At 64.1% G+C, this 15,234-nt stretch carries 16 protein-coding genes; 14 read left to right on the forward strand and 2 right to left on the reverse strand.

The window, feature by feature from the left end; all coding sequences use genetic code 11:
* The 13 genes from AAG793_RS00870 to AAG793_RS00930 all read left to right on the forward strand — a co-directional run bounded on the left by AAG793_RS00870 (nucleotide 1) and on the right by AAG793_RS00930 (nucleotide 11,074).
* Nucleotides 1-1,167 carry an ABC transporter substrate-binding protein gene (locus AAG793_RS00870; RefSeq protein WP_341902763.1) on the forward strand — a complete coding sequence of 389 codons (1,167 nt, stop codon included), beginning with the start codon at nucleotides 1-3 and terminating at the stop codon, nucleotides 1,165-1,167.
* A gap of 93 nt (nucleotides 1,168-1,260) precedes the next feature.
* Entirely contained in the window at nucleotides 1,261-2,136 is an 876-nt protein-coding gene (locus AAG793_RS00875; RefSeq protein WP_341902766.1) for a branched-chain amino acid ABC transporter permease, read from the forward strand.
* 11 nt (nucleotides 2,137-2,147) lie between these two features.
* Nucleotides 2,148-3,140 carry a branched-chain amino acid ABC transporter permease gene (locus AAG793_RS00880; protein WP_341902769.1) on the forward strand — a complete coding sequence of 331 codons (993 nt, stop codon included), beginning with the start codon at nucleotides 2,148-2,150 and terminating at the stop codon, nucleotides 3,138-3,140.
* Nucleotides 3,137-3,895: an ABC transporter ATP-binding protein gene (locus tag AAG793_RS00885; protein WP_341902772.1), complete on the forward strand. Its 759-nt coding sequence runs from the start codon at nucleotides 3,137-3,139 to the stop codon at nucleotides 3,893-3,895. Before AAG793_RS00880 ends, AAG793_RS00885 begins: the two co-directional genes overlap by 4 nt.
* A 117-nt stretch (nucleotides 3,896-4,012) precedes the next feature.
* Nucleotides 4,013-4,777 carry an ABC transporter ATP-binding protein gene (locus tag AAG793_RS00890; protein WP_341902775.1) on the forward strand — a complete coding sequence of 255 codons (765 nt, stop codon included), beginning with the start codon at nucleotides 4,013-4,015 and terminating at the stop codon, nucleotides 4,775-4,777.
* A 46-nt stretch (nucleotides 4,778-4,823) separates the two neighbouring features.
* Nucleotides 4,824-5,741: a 4-hydroxyphenylpyruvate dioxygenase gene (locus tag AAG793_RS00895; RefSeq protein ID WP_341902777.1), complete on the forward strand. Its 918-nt coding sequence runs from the start codon at nucleotides 4,824-4,826 to the stop codon at nucleotides 5,739-5,741.
* A gap of 20 nt (nucleotides 5,742-5,761) precedes the next feature.
* Nucleotides 5,762-6,670: a sugar phosphate isomerase/epimerase family protein gene (locus tag AAG793_RS00900; RefSeq protein ID WP_341902780.1), complete on the forward strand. Its 909-nt coding sequence runs from the start codon at nucleotides 5,762-5,764 to the stop codon at nucleotides 6,668-6,670.
* A 79-nt stretch (nucleotides 6,671-6,749) separates the two neighbouring features.
* The gene (gene pcaB / locus AAG793_RS00905) at nucleotides 6,750-7,961 is read left to right on the forward strand and encodes a 3-carboxy-cis,cis-muconate cycloisomerase (protein ID WP_341902783.1); all 1,212 of its coding nucleotides are present in this window, start codon (nucleotides 6,750-6,752) and stop codon (nucleotides 7,959-7,961) included.
* A gap of 21 nt (nucleotides 7,962-7,982) precedes the next feature.
* On the forward strand, nucleotides 7,983-8,375 hold the full coding sequence (locus tag AAG793_RS00910) for a carboxymuconolactone decarboxylase family protein (RefSeq protein WP_341902784.1): 393 nt from the start codon (nucleotides 7,983-7,985) through the stop codon (nucleotides 8,373-8,375).
* A 51-nt stretch (nucleotides 8,376-8,426) separates the two neighbouring features.
* Nucleotides 8,427-9,230 (forward strand): alpha/beta fold hydrolase, encoded by an 804-nt coding sequence (locus AAG793_RS00915; protein ID WP_341902786.1) that lies wholly within the window; start codon nucleotides 8,427-8,429, stop codon nucleotides 9,228-9,230.
* 85 nt (nucleotides 9,231-9,315) lie between these two features.
* Nucleotides 9,316-9,765 carry a type II 3-dehydroquinate dehydratase gene (gene aroQ / locus AAG793_RS00920; RefSeq protein ID WP_341902789.1) on the forward strand — a complete coding sequence of 150 codons (450 nt, stop codon included), beginning with the start codon at nucleotides 9,316-9,318 and terminating at the stop codon, nucleotides 9,763-9,765.
* Between the two features lie 14 nt (nucleotides 9,766-9,779).
* Nucleotides 9,780-10,187, forward strand: a complete 408-nt coding sequence (gene arfB / locus AAG793_RS00925) for an alternative ribosome rescue aminoacyl-tRNA hydrolase ArfB (protein ID WP_341902791.1) — start codon at nucleotides 9,780-9,782, stop codon at nucleotides 10,185-10,187.
* Nucleotides 10,188-10,195: 8 nt separating this feature from the next.
* A complete protein-coding gene (locus AAG793_RS00930) occupies nucleotides 10,196-11,074 on the forward strand; it encodes an alpha/beta fold hydrolase (RefSeq protein ID WP_341902793.1) in 879 nt (292 codons plus the stop codon).
* A gap of 3 nt (nucleotides 11,075-11,077) precedes the next feature.
* Here the strand turns inward: AAG793_RS00930 and AAG793_RS00935 are convergent, their stop codons facing one another.
* Nucleotides 11,078-11,479, reverse strand: a complete 402-nt coding sequence (locus tag AAG793_RS00935; RefSeq protein WP_341902795.1) for an FKBP-type peptidyl-prolyl cis-trans isomerase — start codon at nucleotides 11,477-11,479, stop codon at nucleotides 11,078-11,080.
* Nucleotides 11,480-11,806: 327 nt separating this feature from the next.
* On the opposite strand from AAG793_RS00935, the gene AAG793_RS00940 reads away from it, so the two are divergent.
* Entirely contained in the window at nucleotides 11,807-14,455 is a 2,649-nt protein-coding gene (locus AAG793_RS00940) for an ATP-binding protein (protein WP_341902797.1), read from the forward strand.
* Here AAG793_RS00940 and AAG793_RS00945 read toward each other — a convergent pair.
* The gene (locus AAG793_RS00945) at nucleotides 14,452-15,192 is read right to left on the reverse strand and encodes a sulfite exporter TauE/SafE family protein (RefSeq protein ID WP_341902800.1); all 741 of its coding nucleotides are present in this window, start codon (nucleotides 15,190-15,192) and stop codon (nucleotides 14,452-14,454) included. The genes AAG793_RS00940 and AAG793_RS00945 overlap by 4 nt on opposite strands.
* Between the last annotated feature and the right edge of the window lie 42 nt (nucleotides 15,193-15,234).

The following is a 15,234-nucleotide window of genomic DNA, read 5'->3' on the forward strand; positions in this document are numbered from 1 at the left end:
ATGCACAAACGATTCGCACTCAAACTGGTGGCCGCCTGCGCGCTGTCGCTCGGCGCCACGGGCGCCTTTTCACAGGACGTGATCAAGATCGCCAACATCGTGGAGCTGTCCGGTGGCGGGGCCACGGCGGGTACCAACTTCAAGAACGGTGTAGAACTGGCCGTCAAGGAAATCAATGCCAGCGGCGGCATTCTGGGCAAGAAAATCCAGACCACCACGGCCGACACACAGAGCAACCCGGGCGTGGCCAAGGGTCTGACGCAAAAAGCTATTGACGACAACGTCTTTGCCATCTTCGGTCCGGTGTTCTCCGGCTCCATCATGGTCAGCATGGCCGAGTCGCGCCGCGCAGAGGTGCCCAACTTCACTGGCGGTGAAGCGGCCAGCATTACCGAGCAGGGCAACCCCTATGTGTTCCGCACCAGCTTCACGCAGGCCACCGCCATGCCCAAGGTGGCGCGCTATATCAGCGACCAGGCCAAGCTCAAAAGCATCGCTGTCATTTATGTGAACAACGACTTCGGCAAGGGCGGTCTCGATTCGATCAAGAAGGCGCTGGCCAATTCGCCCACCAAGGTGCTGGCGGAGATTTCCACCGAGCCCGGCCAGGTCGACTTCTCGGCCGCCGTGCTGCGCGCCAAGCAGAGCAATGCTGACGGCGTGTTTGCGTATTCCAACGAGGAAGAGTCCGCCCGCCTGCTGCGCGAGTTGCGCAAGCAGGGCTGGAACAAGCCCATCATCGGTGAGACAACGCTGACGGGCCAGAAGGTGATTGAGCTGGCCGGTGAAGCCGCCAACGGCGCCGTCGCTCATGTGGGTCTGACGGTCGATGCACCGCAGCCGGCGATTCGCGCCTTCCGCGCCAAGTTCGAGAAGGAATACAAATACGTCTCCGACCACAACGGCATGAAAGGCTATTCAGGCATTTACGTGCTGAAGGCGGCGATTGAGAAAGTCGGCAAGCTGGACCGCAAGGCAGTAGCCGCCACCCTGCACACCCTGAAGGTCAAGGCGGCCGATCAGCCCGGCGTGTTGATGGATGTCTCGTTTGACAGCAAGGGCGACCTGGACCGTGAAAGTTTCATGGTCGAAGTGAAAAACGGCAAGCAGGAAGTCGTTGCGATCGTGCCAGCACTGGGTGCGGCCAGCCCGGCAGCCAAAAAGTAAGCCTGCGGGCGTGTTGCCAGCCCGGCTGGTTGCCGGGTTGGCAGCGCCACGCGTGTGCAACGTCGATTCCTCATTTTTTCGGGCGGTATCGCGATGACCGACTTTCTCCAGCTTTTCTTTTCCGGTCTGGCGACCGGCAGCATTTATGCCGTGGCCGCCCTGGGCTTTACCTTGCTCTGGCAGGCGTCGGGCACCATCAACTTCGCCCAAGGTGAATTTGTCATGCTGCCGGCGTTCATGATGCTGGGCTTCATGGCCATCGGCGCCCCCTTGCTGGTGAGCTTTGTCTGCACCATCCTGCTGGCCATGCTGTTGCTGGGCTGGATCTTCAAGCGTGGCGTGGTCGATCCCCTGTTCCGCTACGGGATGATGCCGATCGTGGTGGCCACCATCGGCCTGTCGATCGCCATGCGCAACGGCGTGCGTGCCGGTTACAGCGCCGAGGCCCATCCGTTCCCGAGTCTTTTTGCCGACAAGCTCTTCAACATTGCGGGCGTCACAGTGACGCTGCAGGACGTCGGCACCTTCGTGCTGGCCATGGTGGTCGTGATGGCCACGCAGGCCTTTCTCGCGAAAACCGTCACTGGGCGTGCCATGCAGGCGGTAGCGCAGAACACCGAGAGCGCTTCGGTGCTTGGCATCAATGTGCCGCGCATGATTCTCTACACCTTTGCCATCAACGCCGTGCTGGCGGTGGTGGCCGCGCTGCTGGTCACCCCCACCTATCTTGCCAAGTTCGACATGGGCGAGGGGCTGGGCACCAAGGCGTTTTTCGCTGCCATCATCGGCGGCTTCAACAACTCCCGTGGTGCGCTGCTGGGCGGGCTGATTGTGGGGGTGTGCGAGAACCTCGCGGCCGCCTACATCTCGCCGGCCTACAAGGATGCGGTGGCCCTGATCATCTTCATGGTGGTCATCCTGTTCAAGCCCCAGGGCCTGCTGGGCAAGAAAGAGGAGCGCAAGGTATGAAGTCCTCTGCCATGAAAATTTCAACAGTGATCGCCGTGCTGGGTGCTTTGCTGGTGCTGGTGGCGCCGCAGTTCCTCAAGAACTACGGCATCTACCTGATGACCTACTGGCTGGTCTTCATCATCGCCACCATGGGTCTCAACCTCACGATTGGTTATGCGGGGCAAAAGTCGCTGGGGCATGCCGCGTTCTTCGGCATTGGCGCCTACACGGTGGCCATCATGATGAAGGCGGGCATCAGCTTCTGGCTGGGGCTGCCCACGGCCGCGCTGATCTGTTTTGCGGTCGGCATCGTGCTGGGATTCCCGGCGCTGCGCGTGCAAGCCATCTACCTGGCGTTTGCCACCCTGGGGTTCAACACGGCGGTCTGGCTGGTGATGCGCAACGAGGAGTGGCTCACCGGTGGCACCTTCGGTATCAACAACATTGCGCGGCCCTCGCTGTTCGGTTACTCGCTCGACAAGAACCTGCCTTACTACTACTTCGTGCTGGCTGTCACAGTGGTGCTGGCCGGCCTGCTCTGGGGTCTGCTGCGCTCCCCGTGGGGCAAGGCGTTCACGGCGCTGCGCGACAACCCGATTCGCGCCGAAAGCCTCGGCGTGAACATCCGCAACTACACCCTGCTCAGCTTTGCCATTGGTGCGGCTTATGCCGGCGTCGCTGGGGCGCTGTTTGCCTCGCTGGTGCAGTTCATCGAGCCCGCGCCGTTCACGGTCGCGGCGTCCATCATGATGTACCTGATGGTGGTGGTGGGCGGGGCTGGTTATTTTTTCGGGCCCATCGTCGGCGCAGCCGTTGGTGTGGTGCTGCCGGAGTGGTTCCGCGATGTGCCGGGCGTGTCCAACTGGTACCTGCCGATGTTCGGCGCCGCCGTGGTGCTGCTGATGGTGTGGCTGCCTGACGGCCTGCTCAGTATTCCTGACCGCATCCGCGACCGGCGCGCTGCCCGCGCGGCGTCCGCCCTGCGGGCAGCGGCTGCGGGTCGCATGGGAGCGTCGTCATGAGTCAGGCGGTACTGAAAGTCACGGGCTTGAAGAAGGCCTATGGCGCCATCCAGGCGGTGGACGGCGTGTCGTTCGAGGTGATGCCCGGAGAGATCTTCGGCGTCATCGGCCCCAACGGATCGGGCAAGACCACCATGTTCAACAGCGTGCTTGGCCAGATCACCCCCAACGAGGGGGCGATTGAGCTCAACGGGAAGAACATCACCGGCTTGTCACCGCTGGAGCTGAGCCGTCGTGGCGTGGGTCGGACCTTCCAGACGCTGCAGGTGTTCGGCAAGATGACGGTGCGCGACAACCTGATCGTGGCCGCGCAGGAGCACCAGGGCAGCATGCTGAGCCGCATGTTCGCCCCCAGCGATTCAGGCTTGGGCGCCAAGGCCGATGCCCTGATTGACCAGTTCCGCATCCGCCATGTGGCCGACAAGCTGGCCGGCACGCTGAGCTATGGCCAGCAGAAGCTGGTGGACATCGCGATGGCCTTCATGGCCGAACCCGATCTGGTGCTGCTTGACGAGCCTTGCGCGGGCGTCAACCCCAGCCTGGTGGGCGGCATCTCATCGCTGCTCAAGGAGCTGAACCAGAATCCGAAGTTCGGCCGCAGGAGCTCTTTCGTCGTGATTGAGCACAACATGGATTTTGTGATGGACCTGTGCCACCGCATCATGGTGATGGTGGAAGGCAAGGTGATGGCCATCGGCACGCCGGCGGAGATTCGTGCCAACAGGCAGGTGCTGGATGCTTATCTTGGGAACTAGCCTTGGGCTAGCCCCCCTGTCTCGGCTCACTGCGTGTAGCCGGAATCCCCCTCAGGGGGACAACACCTGCGGCCCGGCACAGCCGGTTCCGCGGTGTTACTGAAATGGAGCATTGAGATGACGAGTGACATCTGTATTGAGTTTGACGACGTGGTGGCGGGCTACAAGGACTTCATGATCCTGAACAACCTGTCGTTCAAGGTCAAACAGGGTTCCATCACCTTGCTGCTGGGGCCCAACGGTGCCGGTAAATCCACGGTGCTCAAGACCTTGTTCGGACTGCTCAAGCCGCGCCAGGGCCGTATCCTGCTGGACGGCGTGGAGATCGGCGGCGCCTCGCAAAAAGAACTGCTGGCCAAGGGCATCGCCTTTGTGCCACAAGGCCGCAACCTGTTCGGGCAGCTGACGGTGTTCCAGAATCTGGAGCTGGGCGGCATCACGCTGGGGACCAAAACCACGCATGAGCGCATTCCCGAAGTGCTGGAGTTTTTTCCGCGCGTGAAGGAGCGTTTGCACTCGCAGGCCTCGGCTTTGTCGGGTGGCGAGCAAAAGCAGCTGGAGATCGGCCGCGCGCTGTTGCTGCGGCCCAAGGTGCTGCTGATCGACGAGCCGTCTATCGGCCTCTCGCCGCTGGTGGTGCAGGACGTCTTCAAGCTGCTGCAGAAACTGGCCTCCCAGGGCACCACGGTGCTGATGGTGGAGCAGAATGTCAAGAGCGCACTGAAGATCTCCGACGACGCGATTGCACTCGAATCAGGGCAGCTGGTGTTGCACAAGAAGGCGTCTGAGCTTCTGGCCGACCCGCACATCGAGCGGCTTTTCCTCGGTGGTGGTCATGTGCCGGGCACAGCCAGTACACCGGGCCACGCGCTGCCGGCCTGAACACCCAATACCTTTTCAGACACCCCTAATTTCACCGGAGAGTTCCATGAGCAATCAGGCGCAAACCCTCAGCACCGACCGGGAAGCAATCCCCGAGGCTGCGAACCCGCTGGGTATGGACGGCATCGAGTTCATTGAATACGCCACCTCCAAGCCGCAGGCCCTTGGGCAGGTGCTGGAGATGATGGGTTTCCGGCCGGTGGCCCGGCACCGCTCACGTGAAGTGCTGCTGTACCGACAGGGCGCCATGAATGTGATCGTCAACGCCCACAGCCCGGGCGTGGCCCACGCGGCCATGCCGACCGACAAGCCGGTGATTGCGGCGCTGGCCTTGCGGGTGCGCGATGCCGCCGAGGCTTACCACCATGCGCTGGCGCGCGGTGCGTGGGCCGTGCCGTCGCGGGTGGAGGTGATGGAGCTGAACATCCCGGCGATCCACGGCGTGGGCAGCAGCCGGATTTACTTCGTCGACCGCTACGACAAGTTCTCCATTTTTGACGTGGACTTCGTACCGATCCCGACAGTGGAGCAGTACCCGCCCGCCACCACAGGCCTGCATTTTTTCGGCGTGGTGCAGTACATCGGCAACGACCGCAGTGAAGACTGGACCGAGTTCTACCGCACGCTGTTCGGGTTCACCGAGTTGCCTGAGAGCCAGCGTTTCGGTGTGCTGCCCAAGGGCCGCATCCTGCGCAGTCCGTGCTCTGCGGCTTCGCGTTTTTACCTGCAGTTGATCGAGCCCGAAAGCGGTGTTCTGGACGTGGAGGGTGATGAGTTGCTGCACCGGATCGGTCTCGGTTGCCCCGATGTGCTGGCGTCTGCGGCCCTGCTGCGCCAGCGTGGCGTGGAGTTTGTGGAATCCCGCGGAGTCCACACCGAAGACCGTGGTGCACTCACCCGCACCTGGATGGGCAGTGTCAGTTTCGAGCTGGTCCACGACGACCGCTCCACGGCGGCGCGCTGAGCGCCCAAGGCTGATTCATCATGAGTCACTACAGCGGCAACATTGACGATTTCGGGATGGACACCATCTCGCTGGCGGGGCCACTGGAGGCCAAGCTTAAGGCGGTGCGCGAGGCCGGCTTCACGCAGATCATGCTGGCGGCCCGCGACATCGTGGGGCATCCTGATGGCATGGAGGCGGCAGTGGCGGCTGTGCGCGCCAGCGGCCTGCGCGTCACCGGCTTTCAGGTGCTGCGCGATTTTGAGGGCCTGTCTGGTCATCTGCACGAGTACAAGGTGGATATCGCCAAAGCCATGCTGGAGATGTGCCACGCGCTCGACTGCCGGCTGCTGCTGATCTGTTCGTCGACCTCCGTGCACGCCACCGACGACAAGGCCGCACTGGTGGCCGACCTGCGCAAGCTGGCGATGCTGGCGATCCCCATGAACATCCGCATTGCCTACGAAGCACTGTCGTGGGGCCGTGTCGTCAATGAGTTCCCGCAGGCCTGGGACCTCATTTGCGAAGCCGACATGCCCAACCTTGGGCTGGGCTTTGACTCCTTTCACATGTTTGCCACCGGCACCTCGCTGGACGAGCTGGACCTGCTGGACCCGAACCGCATTTTTCTGGTGCAACTCGCTGACTTCATGTGGACCGAAATCAAGTCGGTGGAAGAGCGCATTGCCACTGCCCGCCATTTCCGTGTGTTCCCCGGTGAAGGCGTGCACAGTGAGGCGCTGGCCAGCCTGGTCAGCCGTCTGCACCAGCTCGGCTACCGGGGCGACTACAGCTTCGAGGTATTCAACGACGACTACCAGCAGATGCCCCTGCCGTCGGTCGCGCAGCGCGCGTGGCGCTCTGCTGTGTGGCTGGGCGAGGATGTGCTGCGACGCTCCGTGCCGCTGCCCAACCAGATGCGGCTGAAGCAGACGCGCCCGCAGCGATGACTTTTACGATTCAGTCGCGCGGCGCGTTTGCTGCCGGACGAAGAACACCGCCATTGGTTTCTGAGGGGACATCCACCGCATGAGCAGTATTTTTGAAGGTTTCCTGTCGACGCCTGAAATCCTGGAGGCATTCAACGAGCGCAATTTCGTCGACGCGATGTTGCGCTTTGAGGCGTCGCTGGCCCGGGCGCAAGCCAAGGCGGGGCTGATTCCGGAAGCGGCTGCCCAGTCGATCATCGGCACCTGCAAGGTCGAGCTTTTCGACGTGGCGAAGATCGTCCGCGAGAGCGGGCGGGCCGGCAGCATCGCCATCCCGCTGGTGAAGAACCTCAAGGACACGGTCGGCCTCTTCAACCAGGAGGCCGCCGGTTATGTGCATTTCGGCTCGACCTCGCAGGACGTGATCGACACCGCCCTGGCGCTGGTCACGCGCCGCGCGCTGGACCTGATTGAGGCCGACATCCGCAAGGCGGTGCATGCGCTGCTGGTGCTGGCGCGTCGCCATGCGGCCGATCCGGTACTGGCGCGCACCTTGATGCAACCTGCGTCGGTCACCAGCTTTGGCTTCAAGTGCGCGGGCTGGGCCGCACCGCTGGCGCGCAGTCTCAAGCGTCTGCAGTATGCCGGTCATCAGGCGCTTGCTGTGCAATTGGGCGGTGCCGTCGGCACGCTGGCACAAATGAACGGCAAGGGCCCGCAAATCGTTTCCCACATCGCCAGCGAGCTCAAGCTCAAGCCAGCGGCCTTTCCGTGGCACACCCAGCGCGACGAATGGGTGGCGCTGGGCTGCGAACTGGCTTTGCTGGTGGGCAGCCTCGGCAAGATTGCCAAAGACATTTCGCTGATGGGGCAGTACGAGGTGGGCGAGTTGGCCGAGCCGACCGAGCCCGGGCGCGGTGGCTCGTCGGCGATGCCGCACAAGCGCAACCCGGTGGCCTGCATGGTGGCGCTGGCGGCTGCCCAGCGCGCGCCGCAGCGGGTGGCCGCGCTGCTGGCGGCCATGCCTCAGGAGCACGAGCGCGCACTGGGCAACTGGCAGGCAGAGCTGGCCGAGTGGCCGGGCCTGCTGATGTCGGCGCATGGCTCGGTTCGCGCGATGGCGCACGCGCTGCCCGGCCTGCAGGTGGACACCACACGCATGCGTGCCAACCTCGACGCGCTGCGCGCCGTGTTACCCAGCGATGCGGCCAACGAGTGGTTCAGCCCGGAGCTGGCAGGTCATGCCGCCGGCCTTGCGCTGGCGCAAGCCGATGCGGTCGATGCGCTGCTGGCATCCACGCCCTCACACTAGTACCCGATTCCGGAGAACACCATGAACGACCACGACAAGGGAATGATCAACCGCCGCCGCGTGCTGGGTGACGCGTGGGTCGACCAATCCATTGCCAAGCGCAACGCCTTCAACGGCGAGTTCCAGGAACTCATCACCCGCTATGCATGGAACGAGGTCTGGGGGCGGCCCGCTTTGGGCGACAAGACGCGGCGGCTGATGGTGCTGTCGACCATGATTGCACTCAAGGCCTATGAAGAGTTTGCGATGCATGTACGCGCTGCGCTCGATGGCCCGCCCGAGTCGCGGCTCACGCCCGATGACATCAAGGAAGTCATCCTTCAAGCCGCGATTTACTGCGGCGTGCCGGCGGCCAACCATGCGTTTTCCGTGGCGGGCGCTATTCTGCGCGAAAAAGGCCTGCTGCCAGATTGACCGGCCAATCCTGATGAACCACCGCATGACCTCACCTACGAAAGCTGGCGCATGACCACACCGCACCTTCACTGGATCAAGCAGGGGCAGGGGCCCGTAGTGGTGCTGAGCCATGCACTGGGCTGCGATGTATCGATGTGGGACGGCGTGGCCGAAATCCTGCAGGCCCGCTTCACCGTGCTGCGGTACGACCACCGCGGCCACGGCAAGTCCGAGGCGGTGCCCGGCCCTTACAGCCTTGACATGCTGGCAGACGACGTCGCCGGCATCATCCGTGCGCAAGCTGCAGGGCCTGTTCATTTTGTGGGCCTGAGCATGGGCGGCATGACCGGCCAGGCACTCGCCGCGCGTCACCCGGAGCTGCTGAGCAGCCTGGTGATCGCCAATTCGGCGATGGTGTACGACGAGGCGGCCCGCGCGATGTGGACGGCCCGCGTGGGTACGGTGCTGGCGCAAGGCGTGGCCGTCATCGCCGACGGCGCGATGCAGCGCTGGTTCACGCCCGCCTTCCGCGCAGATGCTGCGGGCGGCGGCATGCAGTGCGTGGCAGCGCTGCGAGCGCAACTGGAGAGAACCGATGCCCCTGCCTACGCGGCCAGTTGCGCAGCGGTGTCTGCGATTGATTTTCGCGCCAGCAACCCGGCGATCAGATGCCCCACGCTGGTGATTGCCGGCACGCTCGACGAAGCCACACCGGTGGTGATGTCCGATGCCATCGCGCAGAGCATTCCCGGCGCGCAGCTGCGTAGCTTGCCTGCGGCGCACCTCAGCGCTGTCGAGCAGCCGGCCGCGTTTGCCGCCTTGCTGCAGGAATTCATTTCCGGCTTGCCGCCCGTCGCAGGTGCGCAGCCATAATTGAAAGCGGCGCAGCCTGACCGCTGCCCGTGAAGGCAGCCTGAGTCTGCCGCTGCCGAGCAACCGACACTGAAAGACCTGTCCCATGAAAACCGTCCTGGTCCTCAACGGCCCCAACCTCAACCTGCTGGGCACGCGCGAGCCTGCTGTCTATGGCGCGCAAACGCTGGCCGATGTGGAGGCGCTGTGTGCCACCGCCTGCGCCTCGCACGGGCTGGCGCTGGACTTCCGCCAGAGCAACCACGAAGGCGTGATGATCGACGCCATTCAGGAGGCCGGACGCGCACAGGCGGCAGGAACGTTGATCGGTGTGGTGCTCAACGCCGGGGCCTACACCCACACCAGCGTGGCGTTGCATGACGCCATCAAGGGATCGGGTGTGACGCTGATCGAGCTGCACATCAGCAACGTCCACGCCCGCGAGGCGTTCCGTCACCACTCCTTCATCTCGCCCGTGGCCAAGGCCGTGATGGCCGGCTTCGGCGTGAAGGGCTATGCGCTTGCGATCTCCGGTTTGGCCGGGCTGGCGGGCTGAACGCCCAGCGAACCATGGCCACCGCACCGAAGTTTCCGGTGGACGAGCGCGAGGTGGAGTTCAGCGCCATCCGTGCGCAGGGGGCGGGTGGGCAGAACGTCAACAAGGTGTCGAGCGCGGTGCATCTGCGCTTTGACATCGGCGCGTCTTCCTTGCCAGACGACGTCAAGGCGCGCCTGCTGGCCTCCAGCGATGGTCGGATTACTCAGGAAGGCGTGCTGGTGCTCAAGGCCCAGCAGCACCGCACGCAGGAGATGAACCGCGCCGATGCGCTGGCGCGGCTGCAGGAGGTCATCGATGCGGTGTCCAGTCCGCCCAAGGCGCGGCGTGCCACCAAGCCCACCTACGGCTCCCGGCAGCGGCGGCTCGAAGGCAAAAGCCAGCGGTCGGAAACCAAGGCGCTGCGCGGCAAGGTGCTTTGACGGTGGGCATGCTCGATGCGCTCACGTGGCCTGAGGGCGTTGAGGCACTGCAGCGGCAGGCGACCCGGGTCGAAACGCCGATGGACGGCGGAGCCGTTGTCTGGCACGTGTGGGGTTCACACGCGGCAGGCGATGCCGCTGCCAAGCACGCCCCCGTGGTGTTGCTGCACGGCGGCAGTGGCAGCTGGATGCACTGGCTGAAAAACATTCCCGCGCTGGTCGCTGCCGGGCGGTGTGTACTGGTGCCTGATTTGCCGGGGTTTGGCGACTCTTCAGCGCCGCTCACGGGCACCGACGCCGATGTCCTGCCTGAGCCAGTAGAGGCGGGCCTTCAGCAACTGCTGGGGCCAGCGGCCTGCGATCTGGTGGGTTTTTCTTTTGGTGGCCTGGTCGCCGGCTTCATCGCGCAGCGTTTTCCAGCGCGGGTGAAACAACTGGTGCTGGTGGGCGCACCCGGCATGGGGATTGACCCGCTGCAGCCCGTGCAATTGCGCGGCTGGCGCCATCTGGACGAACCGCTGGCGCGTGATGCGATTCACCGCAGCAACCTGGCGGCGCTGATGCTTCACAGCGAGGCGTCCATCACCGAATTGGCCGTGCGCGTGCAAAGCGCCAATGCGCTGCGCGACCGCATGCTGCGCCGCAGTCTGGCCCGCACCGATGTGCTGGCCCGCACGCTACAGACGCTGCACTGCCCGGTACAGGCCATCTATGGCGGCGAGGATGTGCTGTACCGTGGCCGGGCCGATGCGCTGCAATCAGCGTTGGCGCATGCGCCCGGGTTCCGGGGACTGCAGTGGATTGCCAACGCGGGGCACTGGGTGCAGTTTGAGCAGCCTGCGCTGTTTGACGCAGCGCTCGCGTCAGCATTGCAAGCTGGTGACTAGGCTTTATTTTTCGATCGCCAGCAACTCGACCTCGAAAGTCAGCGTGGCATTCGGCGGCACCACGCCGCCAGCACCTCGGTCGCCATAGGCAGTGGCGGGTGGGCAGGTCAGCGTGGCCTTGCCGCCGACCTTGATTTTCTGCATGCCTTCGGTCCAGCACGGCACCACGCGCGAGAGCGGGAAGGTGGCTGGCGTGCCGCGCTTGTAGGAGCTGTCAAATTCCGTGCCGTTGGCCAGCGTGCCGCGGTAGTGCACCTTCACGGCGTCCGACGCCTTGGGCTGCGCGCCGGTGCCGTCGACGGTGTGCACGATCTTCACCCCACTCGGCAGGGTCTCGGCGGGAGCGGCTGCCAGCGTGCTGGTGGACAGTGCGATGGAGGCAGTAAGGGTGAGCAGTGATTTCATGGTGTCCAAAGGTTGGGGTGTGAAAAACAGAACTGAGGAATATTTAAGAGGGTGGTGTATCGCCAGGTGATTGACCAGCTGAGTTGACCAATCACGTATCGCTTTCACGAACCGGCTTCACGCTCTTGATTGCAACCACTGCAGCTTACTGCATCAAATTCGGGGATGCACCAAGGTGATGCAAATTGACGGCTGTTTGGAGGTGATTTCTTCCTGATTCAGCGCGACCTGCGTTGCTTTTGCTTACAGCTGCGATTAGTATGAAGCGGTGAGTTCATTTCGAACTCGACTGTGGCCGCTCAGGGCCCAACCGGAACTCAAATCACCATGGTGACCAGTCTTTGGCAGCGTGGGATGTCTCTCAGGCGCCGCCTGATGCTGTTCGCCATGCTGTCGGCCTTGCCTGCGCTGGTGGTGGTGGCCGTGCAGTTCGCGCAGGAGAGCCGACGCACCAGTCATCGTGCGGCTTCCAATGCCGCTGTGGTCGCCGATCAACTGGCCTCTGACCTCGGCAAGCTGCTGCTCTCGGTCGAGAGCGTGGTGCACGCGGTGGGAACCCTGGGCTCCGAAGCCAATGTATCCGCACAGCAATGCAGCACCGCGCTGGCCCGCGTGCTGCAGTCCTACAGCAATGTGATCAACCTCTCCATGGTGGGAGCGACCGGCGGGGTGCTGTGCAGCGCCGTGCCGCCACCGCCCGGCGTGAACTTCTCGGACCGGCCGTATTTCCAGGAGGTGATGAAGACCGGCAACAGCGTGCTCAGCGGCTACACGCTGGGCCGCGTCACGAAGAAGATCACCGTGCAATTGGCGGTTCCCATCAAGGGGGCAGACGGCAGTGTCAAGGCAATGGCGATTGCCGCCATCGAGGGGCCCGAGCTGATTCCACGCTTGCTCGGCCCTGAAGCGCAGGCCCTGACGATTGCCTTGCTGGACCGCGATGGCGTGCTGCTGGGCCGTGTGCCGCAGCCCCTGCCTGCCAGCGTCGTTTTGGGCAAGTCCTACACGGCAACCGCCTTGTTCGCTGCGTTTCCCGCCCAGCGTGGCACCCAGCCTGCTGACACCCTTGAGATGCAAGGCCTGGATGGCGTGGAGCGCATCTACGCGCTGCGGCAGGTGATGCTGGGCCCGCAGGTGGCTTTTCATCTGGCGGTGGGCAGTGATCTGTCTGCGCAGGCGGCGGCCGTCAAGCGCCAGGCGATGCTGTATGTGCTGGCGGTGCTGCTCACGGCGGCGGTGGTGGTGTCAGTGGCTGTGGCTACCACGCGCCCGCTGGTGCTGGAGCGCACCGTGCCCCTTCTGGGCGTGGCGCGCCGTGCCCAGCAGGGCGACTACAGCGGTCGCACGCCAGTGACCGTGCGCGACGATCTGACCCCCATCGAGGAGGCCATCAACGGCATGCTGGCCTCGATGGAGTCCGACAAGGCGCGGGTGCTGGCCCTGTCAGAGCGCAACCGCCTGATTGCTGAGGCTACCAACGACGCCATTTACGACTGGAACCTGTCCACCGGCGAGTTCTGGTGCAACCACTTGCCCTGCCAGCCGGTGCTGGCCGACCCCGACCAGGCCATGCCCACGCGGCAGGACTGGCTGGCCACGGTGCACCCGGACGACCAGGCGCGTGTGCGCGCATCGCTTGATGCCGCGATAGAGCGCAGTGACGACGACTGGCATTGCCGCTACAGGGTCTTGCGGCCCGAAGGTGCCACCGCCTATTTTGTTGAGCAGGCCCGGCTGTTCAGGGACGGTACGGGGCGGGTCACACGCCTGGCCAGCGGCGCAAGGAATGTGACTGACGAGGTTCGTGCAGAGCTGGCGCTGCGTGACAGCGAAGCGCGCTATCGCCTGCTGTTCCAGAACAGCCTTGACGGTGTGCTGCAGACGGGAGTCGATGGCTCCATCATCAGCGCCAACCCGGCCTTCTGCACGATGCTGGGCTACACCGAGGCGCAGATCCAGTCGCTCGGGCGGGGCGGACTGGTGGACACCAGTGACCCGCGGCTCCCGGTGTTGCTGGAAGCGCGCCAGAAATACGGCCACGCCCGTGGTGAGTTGCGCATGGTCCGCAGCGACGGCACCAAGATCGAGGTGGAGCTGACCTCCAGCGTGTACGACGACAGCGATGGGCACCATGTCTCCAGCATGGTGGTCAGGGACAACAGCGACAAGAAGGCAGCCGAAGAAAAAATCCTCCAGCTCAACCGCGAACTGGAAGCCCGCGTGCGCAGCCGCACCGCTCAACTGGAACTGGCCAACCGCGAACTGGAGGCGTTTTCGTATTCCGTCTCGCACGACTTGCGCGGACCTCTGAGCACGTTGAGCGGGTTCAGCAAGCTGCTGGAAGATGCGGTGAACAAGGAGGGCAACCCGCGCATGAAGCACCTGACGCAGCGCATCCAGCACGCTGCGCGCGACATGGGTGAACTGATCGAGGGGCTTCTGTCACTGGCCTATGTGTCGCGTGCAGAACTGCAGCGCGGCAGCGTCGACCTGAGCGCACTGGCCAACACGGTGGTGCATGAACACCGGGAACGGGAGCCGCAGCGGCAGGTGGATGTGCGGATTGAAGCCGGATTGGCCTCGGTCGGTGATGCGCGCCTGCTGCGCGTGGTGTTGAACAACCTGATTGGCAACGCGTGGAAGTTCACCGCGCGCAGCAGCGCTGCATCCATTCAGGTCGGTCAGCGTACGGATACAGATCAGGGCCGCGTGTTTTTTGTGCGCGACAACGGCGCCGGGTTCGACATGGCCTATGCCAACAAGCTGTTCGGCACCTTTCAGCGCCTGCATGCAGCGTCTGAATACTCCGGCTCGGGGATTGGTCTTGCCACCGTGCAGCGCATTGTGCAGCGCCATGGTGGCAAGGTCTGGGCCGAGGCCAGCCCGGGGCAGGGCGCGACCTTCTACTTCACCCTCAACGACGCTGAATTCCCTGCAGATGAGGTGGCAATGCCGTCGGCCAATAGCGCGACTTAACGCCCGACCAGCTCTGACACCAGCATCGCCACACCCGATACGCTGAGCAGGCCGAGAACAATCTTTCTGAAAGTCGCTGGACTCAGTCCGATGTACACCCGCGCGCCCAGCAGCGAGGGCACCAGCATCGCCGGCAACACCATGGCCAGCCAGGGCAGGGTGCTGGCGTTGATGAGACCGGTGGCCACATAGGTCAGCGTCGTCACCATCAGCACGGTGAGGTTAAAGGTCTGGATGACGGCGCGCTGGGCATCCTTGTCGTAACCGCGCAGGGTGCACCACAGCGTGGGCGCAATGCCCGAGAAGCCGCCAATCCCGCTCATCGCGCCGCCTATCCAGCCCGCCATCGCGTCGCCCCAGCGCCCACCCCAGGTCAGGCGCGGCAGGTGGTCGGCCATCAGCATGGCCGGGCAGCACAGCACCAGAATCAGACCGAGCACGATCTTGAACAGGTGCACGTCGAGCAGCGGCAACACCATCAGCCCAACCGGAATGCCGAGCAGGCCGCCCAGGATAAAGGGCCAGAGCCGCTGCAGGTCAAAGCCGCGCCGCACCGTGAGGGCCGCCACCACCTGGCCGGTGCAGCCGCCGCACACGGCCAGCACGGCGGCGAGCTGGGGGTCCAGCGTCCAGGCCCAGACCGACATGGCCACCAGGCCAAAGCCGAAGCCCGACAGGCCCTGCACAAAGCCGGCCAGTGCCGCGCCGATCAGGACAACGGCGGTTTGCGAATCCATGCGGAACGGTCGCTCAGTTCAGGGCTGTTCAGTTCAGATGAT

The sequence above is a fragment of the Polaromonas sp. YR568 genome, from assembly GCF_943372955.1.
In the GTDB taxonomy this organism is placed as follows: domain Bacteria; phylum Pseudomonadota; class Gammaproteobacteria; order Burkholderiales; family Burkholderiaceae_C; genus Polaromonas.

Bases quoted from the DNA above. Each gene is read 5' to 3' on its own strand.
- AAG793_RS00870 (WP_341902763.1), top strand. From the start codon at position 1: ATGCACAAACGATTCGCACTCAAACTGGTGGCCGCCTGCGCGCTGTCG.
- AAG793_RS00875 (WP_341902766.1), top strand. From the start codon at position 1,261: ATGACCGACTTTCTCCAGCTTTTCTTTTCCGGTCTGGCGACCGGCAGC.
- AAG793_RS00880 (WP_341902769.1), top strand. From the start codon at position 2,148: ATGAAAATTTCAACAGTGATCGCCGTGCTGGGTGCTTTGCTGGTGCTG.
- AAG793_RS00885 (WP_341902772.1), top strand. From the start codon at position 3,137: ATGAGTCAGGCGGTACTGAAAGTCACGGGCTTGAAGAAGGCCTATGGC.
- AAG793_RS00890 (WP_341902775.1), top strand. From the start codon at position 4,013: ATGACGAGTGACATCTGTATTGAGTTTGACGACGTGGTGGCGGGCTAC.
- AAG793_RS00895 (WP_341902777.1), top strand. From the start codon at position 4,824: ATGAGCAATCAGGCGCAAACCCTCAGCACCGACCGGGAAGCAATCCCC.
- AAG793_RS00900 (WP_341902780.1), top strand. From the start codon at position 5,762: ATGAGTCACTACAGCGGCAACATTGACGATTTCGGGATGGACACCATC.
- pcaB (WP_341902783.1), top strand. From the start codon at position 6,750: ATGAGCAGTATTTTTGAAGGTTTCCTGTCGACGCCTGAAATCCTGGAG.
- AAG793_RS00910 (WP_341902784.1), top strand. From the start codon at position 7,983: ATGAACGACCACGACAAGGGAATGATCAACCGCCGCCGCGTGCTGGGT.
- AAG793_RS00915 (WP_341902786.1), top strand. From the start codon at position 8,427: ATGACCACACCGCACCTTCACTGGATCAAGCAGGGGCAGGGGCCCGTA.
- aroQ (WP_341902789.1), top strand. From the start codon at position 9,316: ATGAAAACCGTCCTGGTCCTCAACGGCCCCAACCTCAACCTGCTGGGC.
- arfB (WP_341902791.1), top strand. From the start codon at position 9,780: ATGGCCACCGCACCGAAGTTTCCGGTGGACGAGCGCGAGGTGGAGTTC.
- AAG793_RS00930 (WP_341902793.1), top strand. From the start codon at position 10,196: ATGCTCGATGCGCTCACGTGGCCTGAGGGCGTTGAGGCACTGCAGCGG.
- AAG793_RS00935 (WP_341902795.1), bottom strand. From the start codon at position 11,479: ATGAAATCACTGCTCACCCTTACTGCCTCCATCGCACTGTCCACCAGC.
- AAG793_RS00940 (WP_341902797.1), top strand. From the start codon at position 11,807: ATGGTGACCAGTCTTTGGCAGCGTGGGATGTCTCTCAGGCGCCGCCTG.
- AAG793_RS00945 (WP_341902800.1), bottom strand. From the start codon at position 15,192: ATGGATTCGCAAACCGCCGTTGTCCTGATCGGCGCGGCACTGGCCGGC.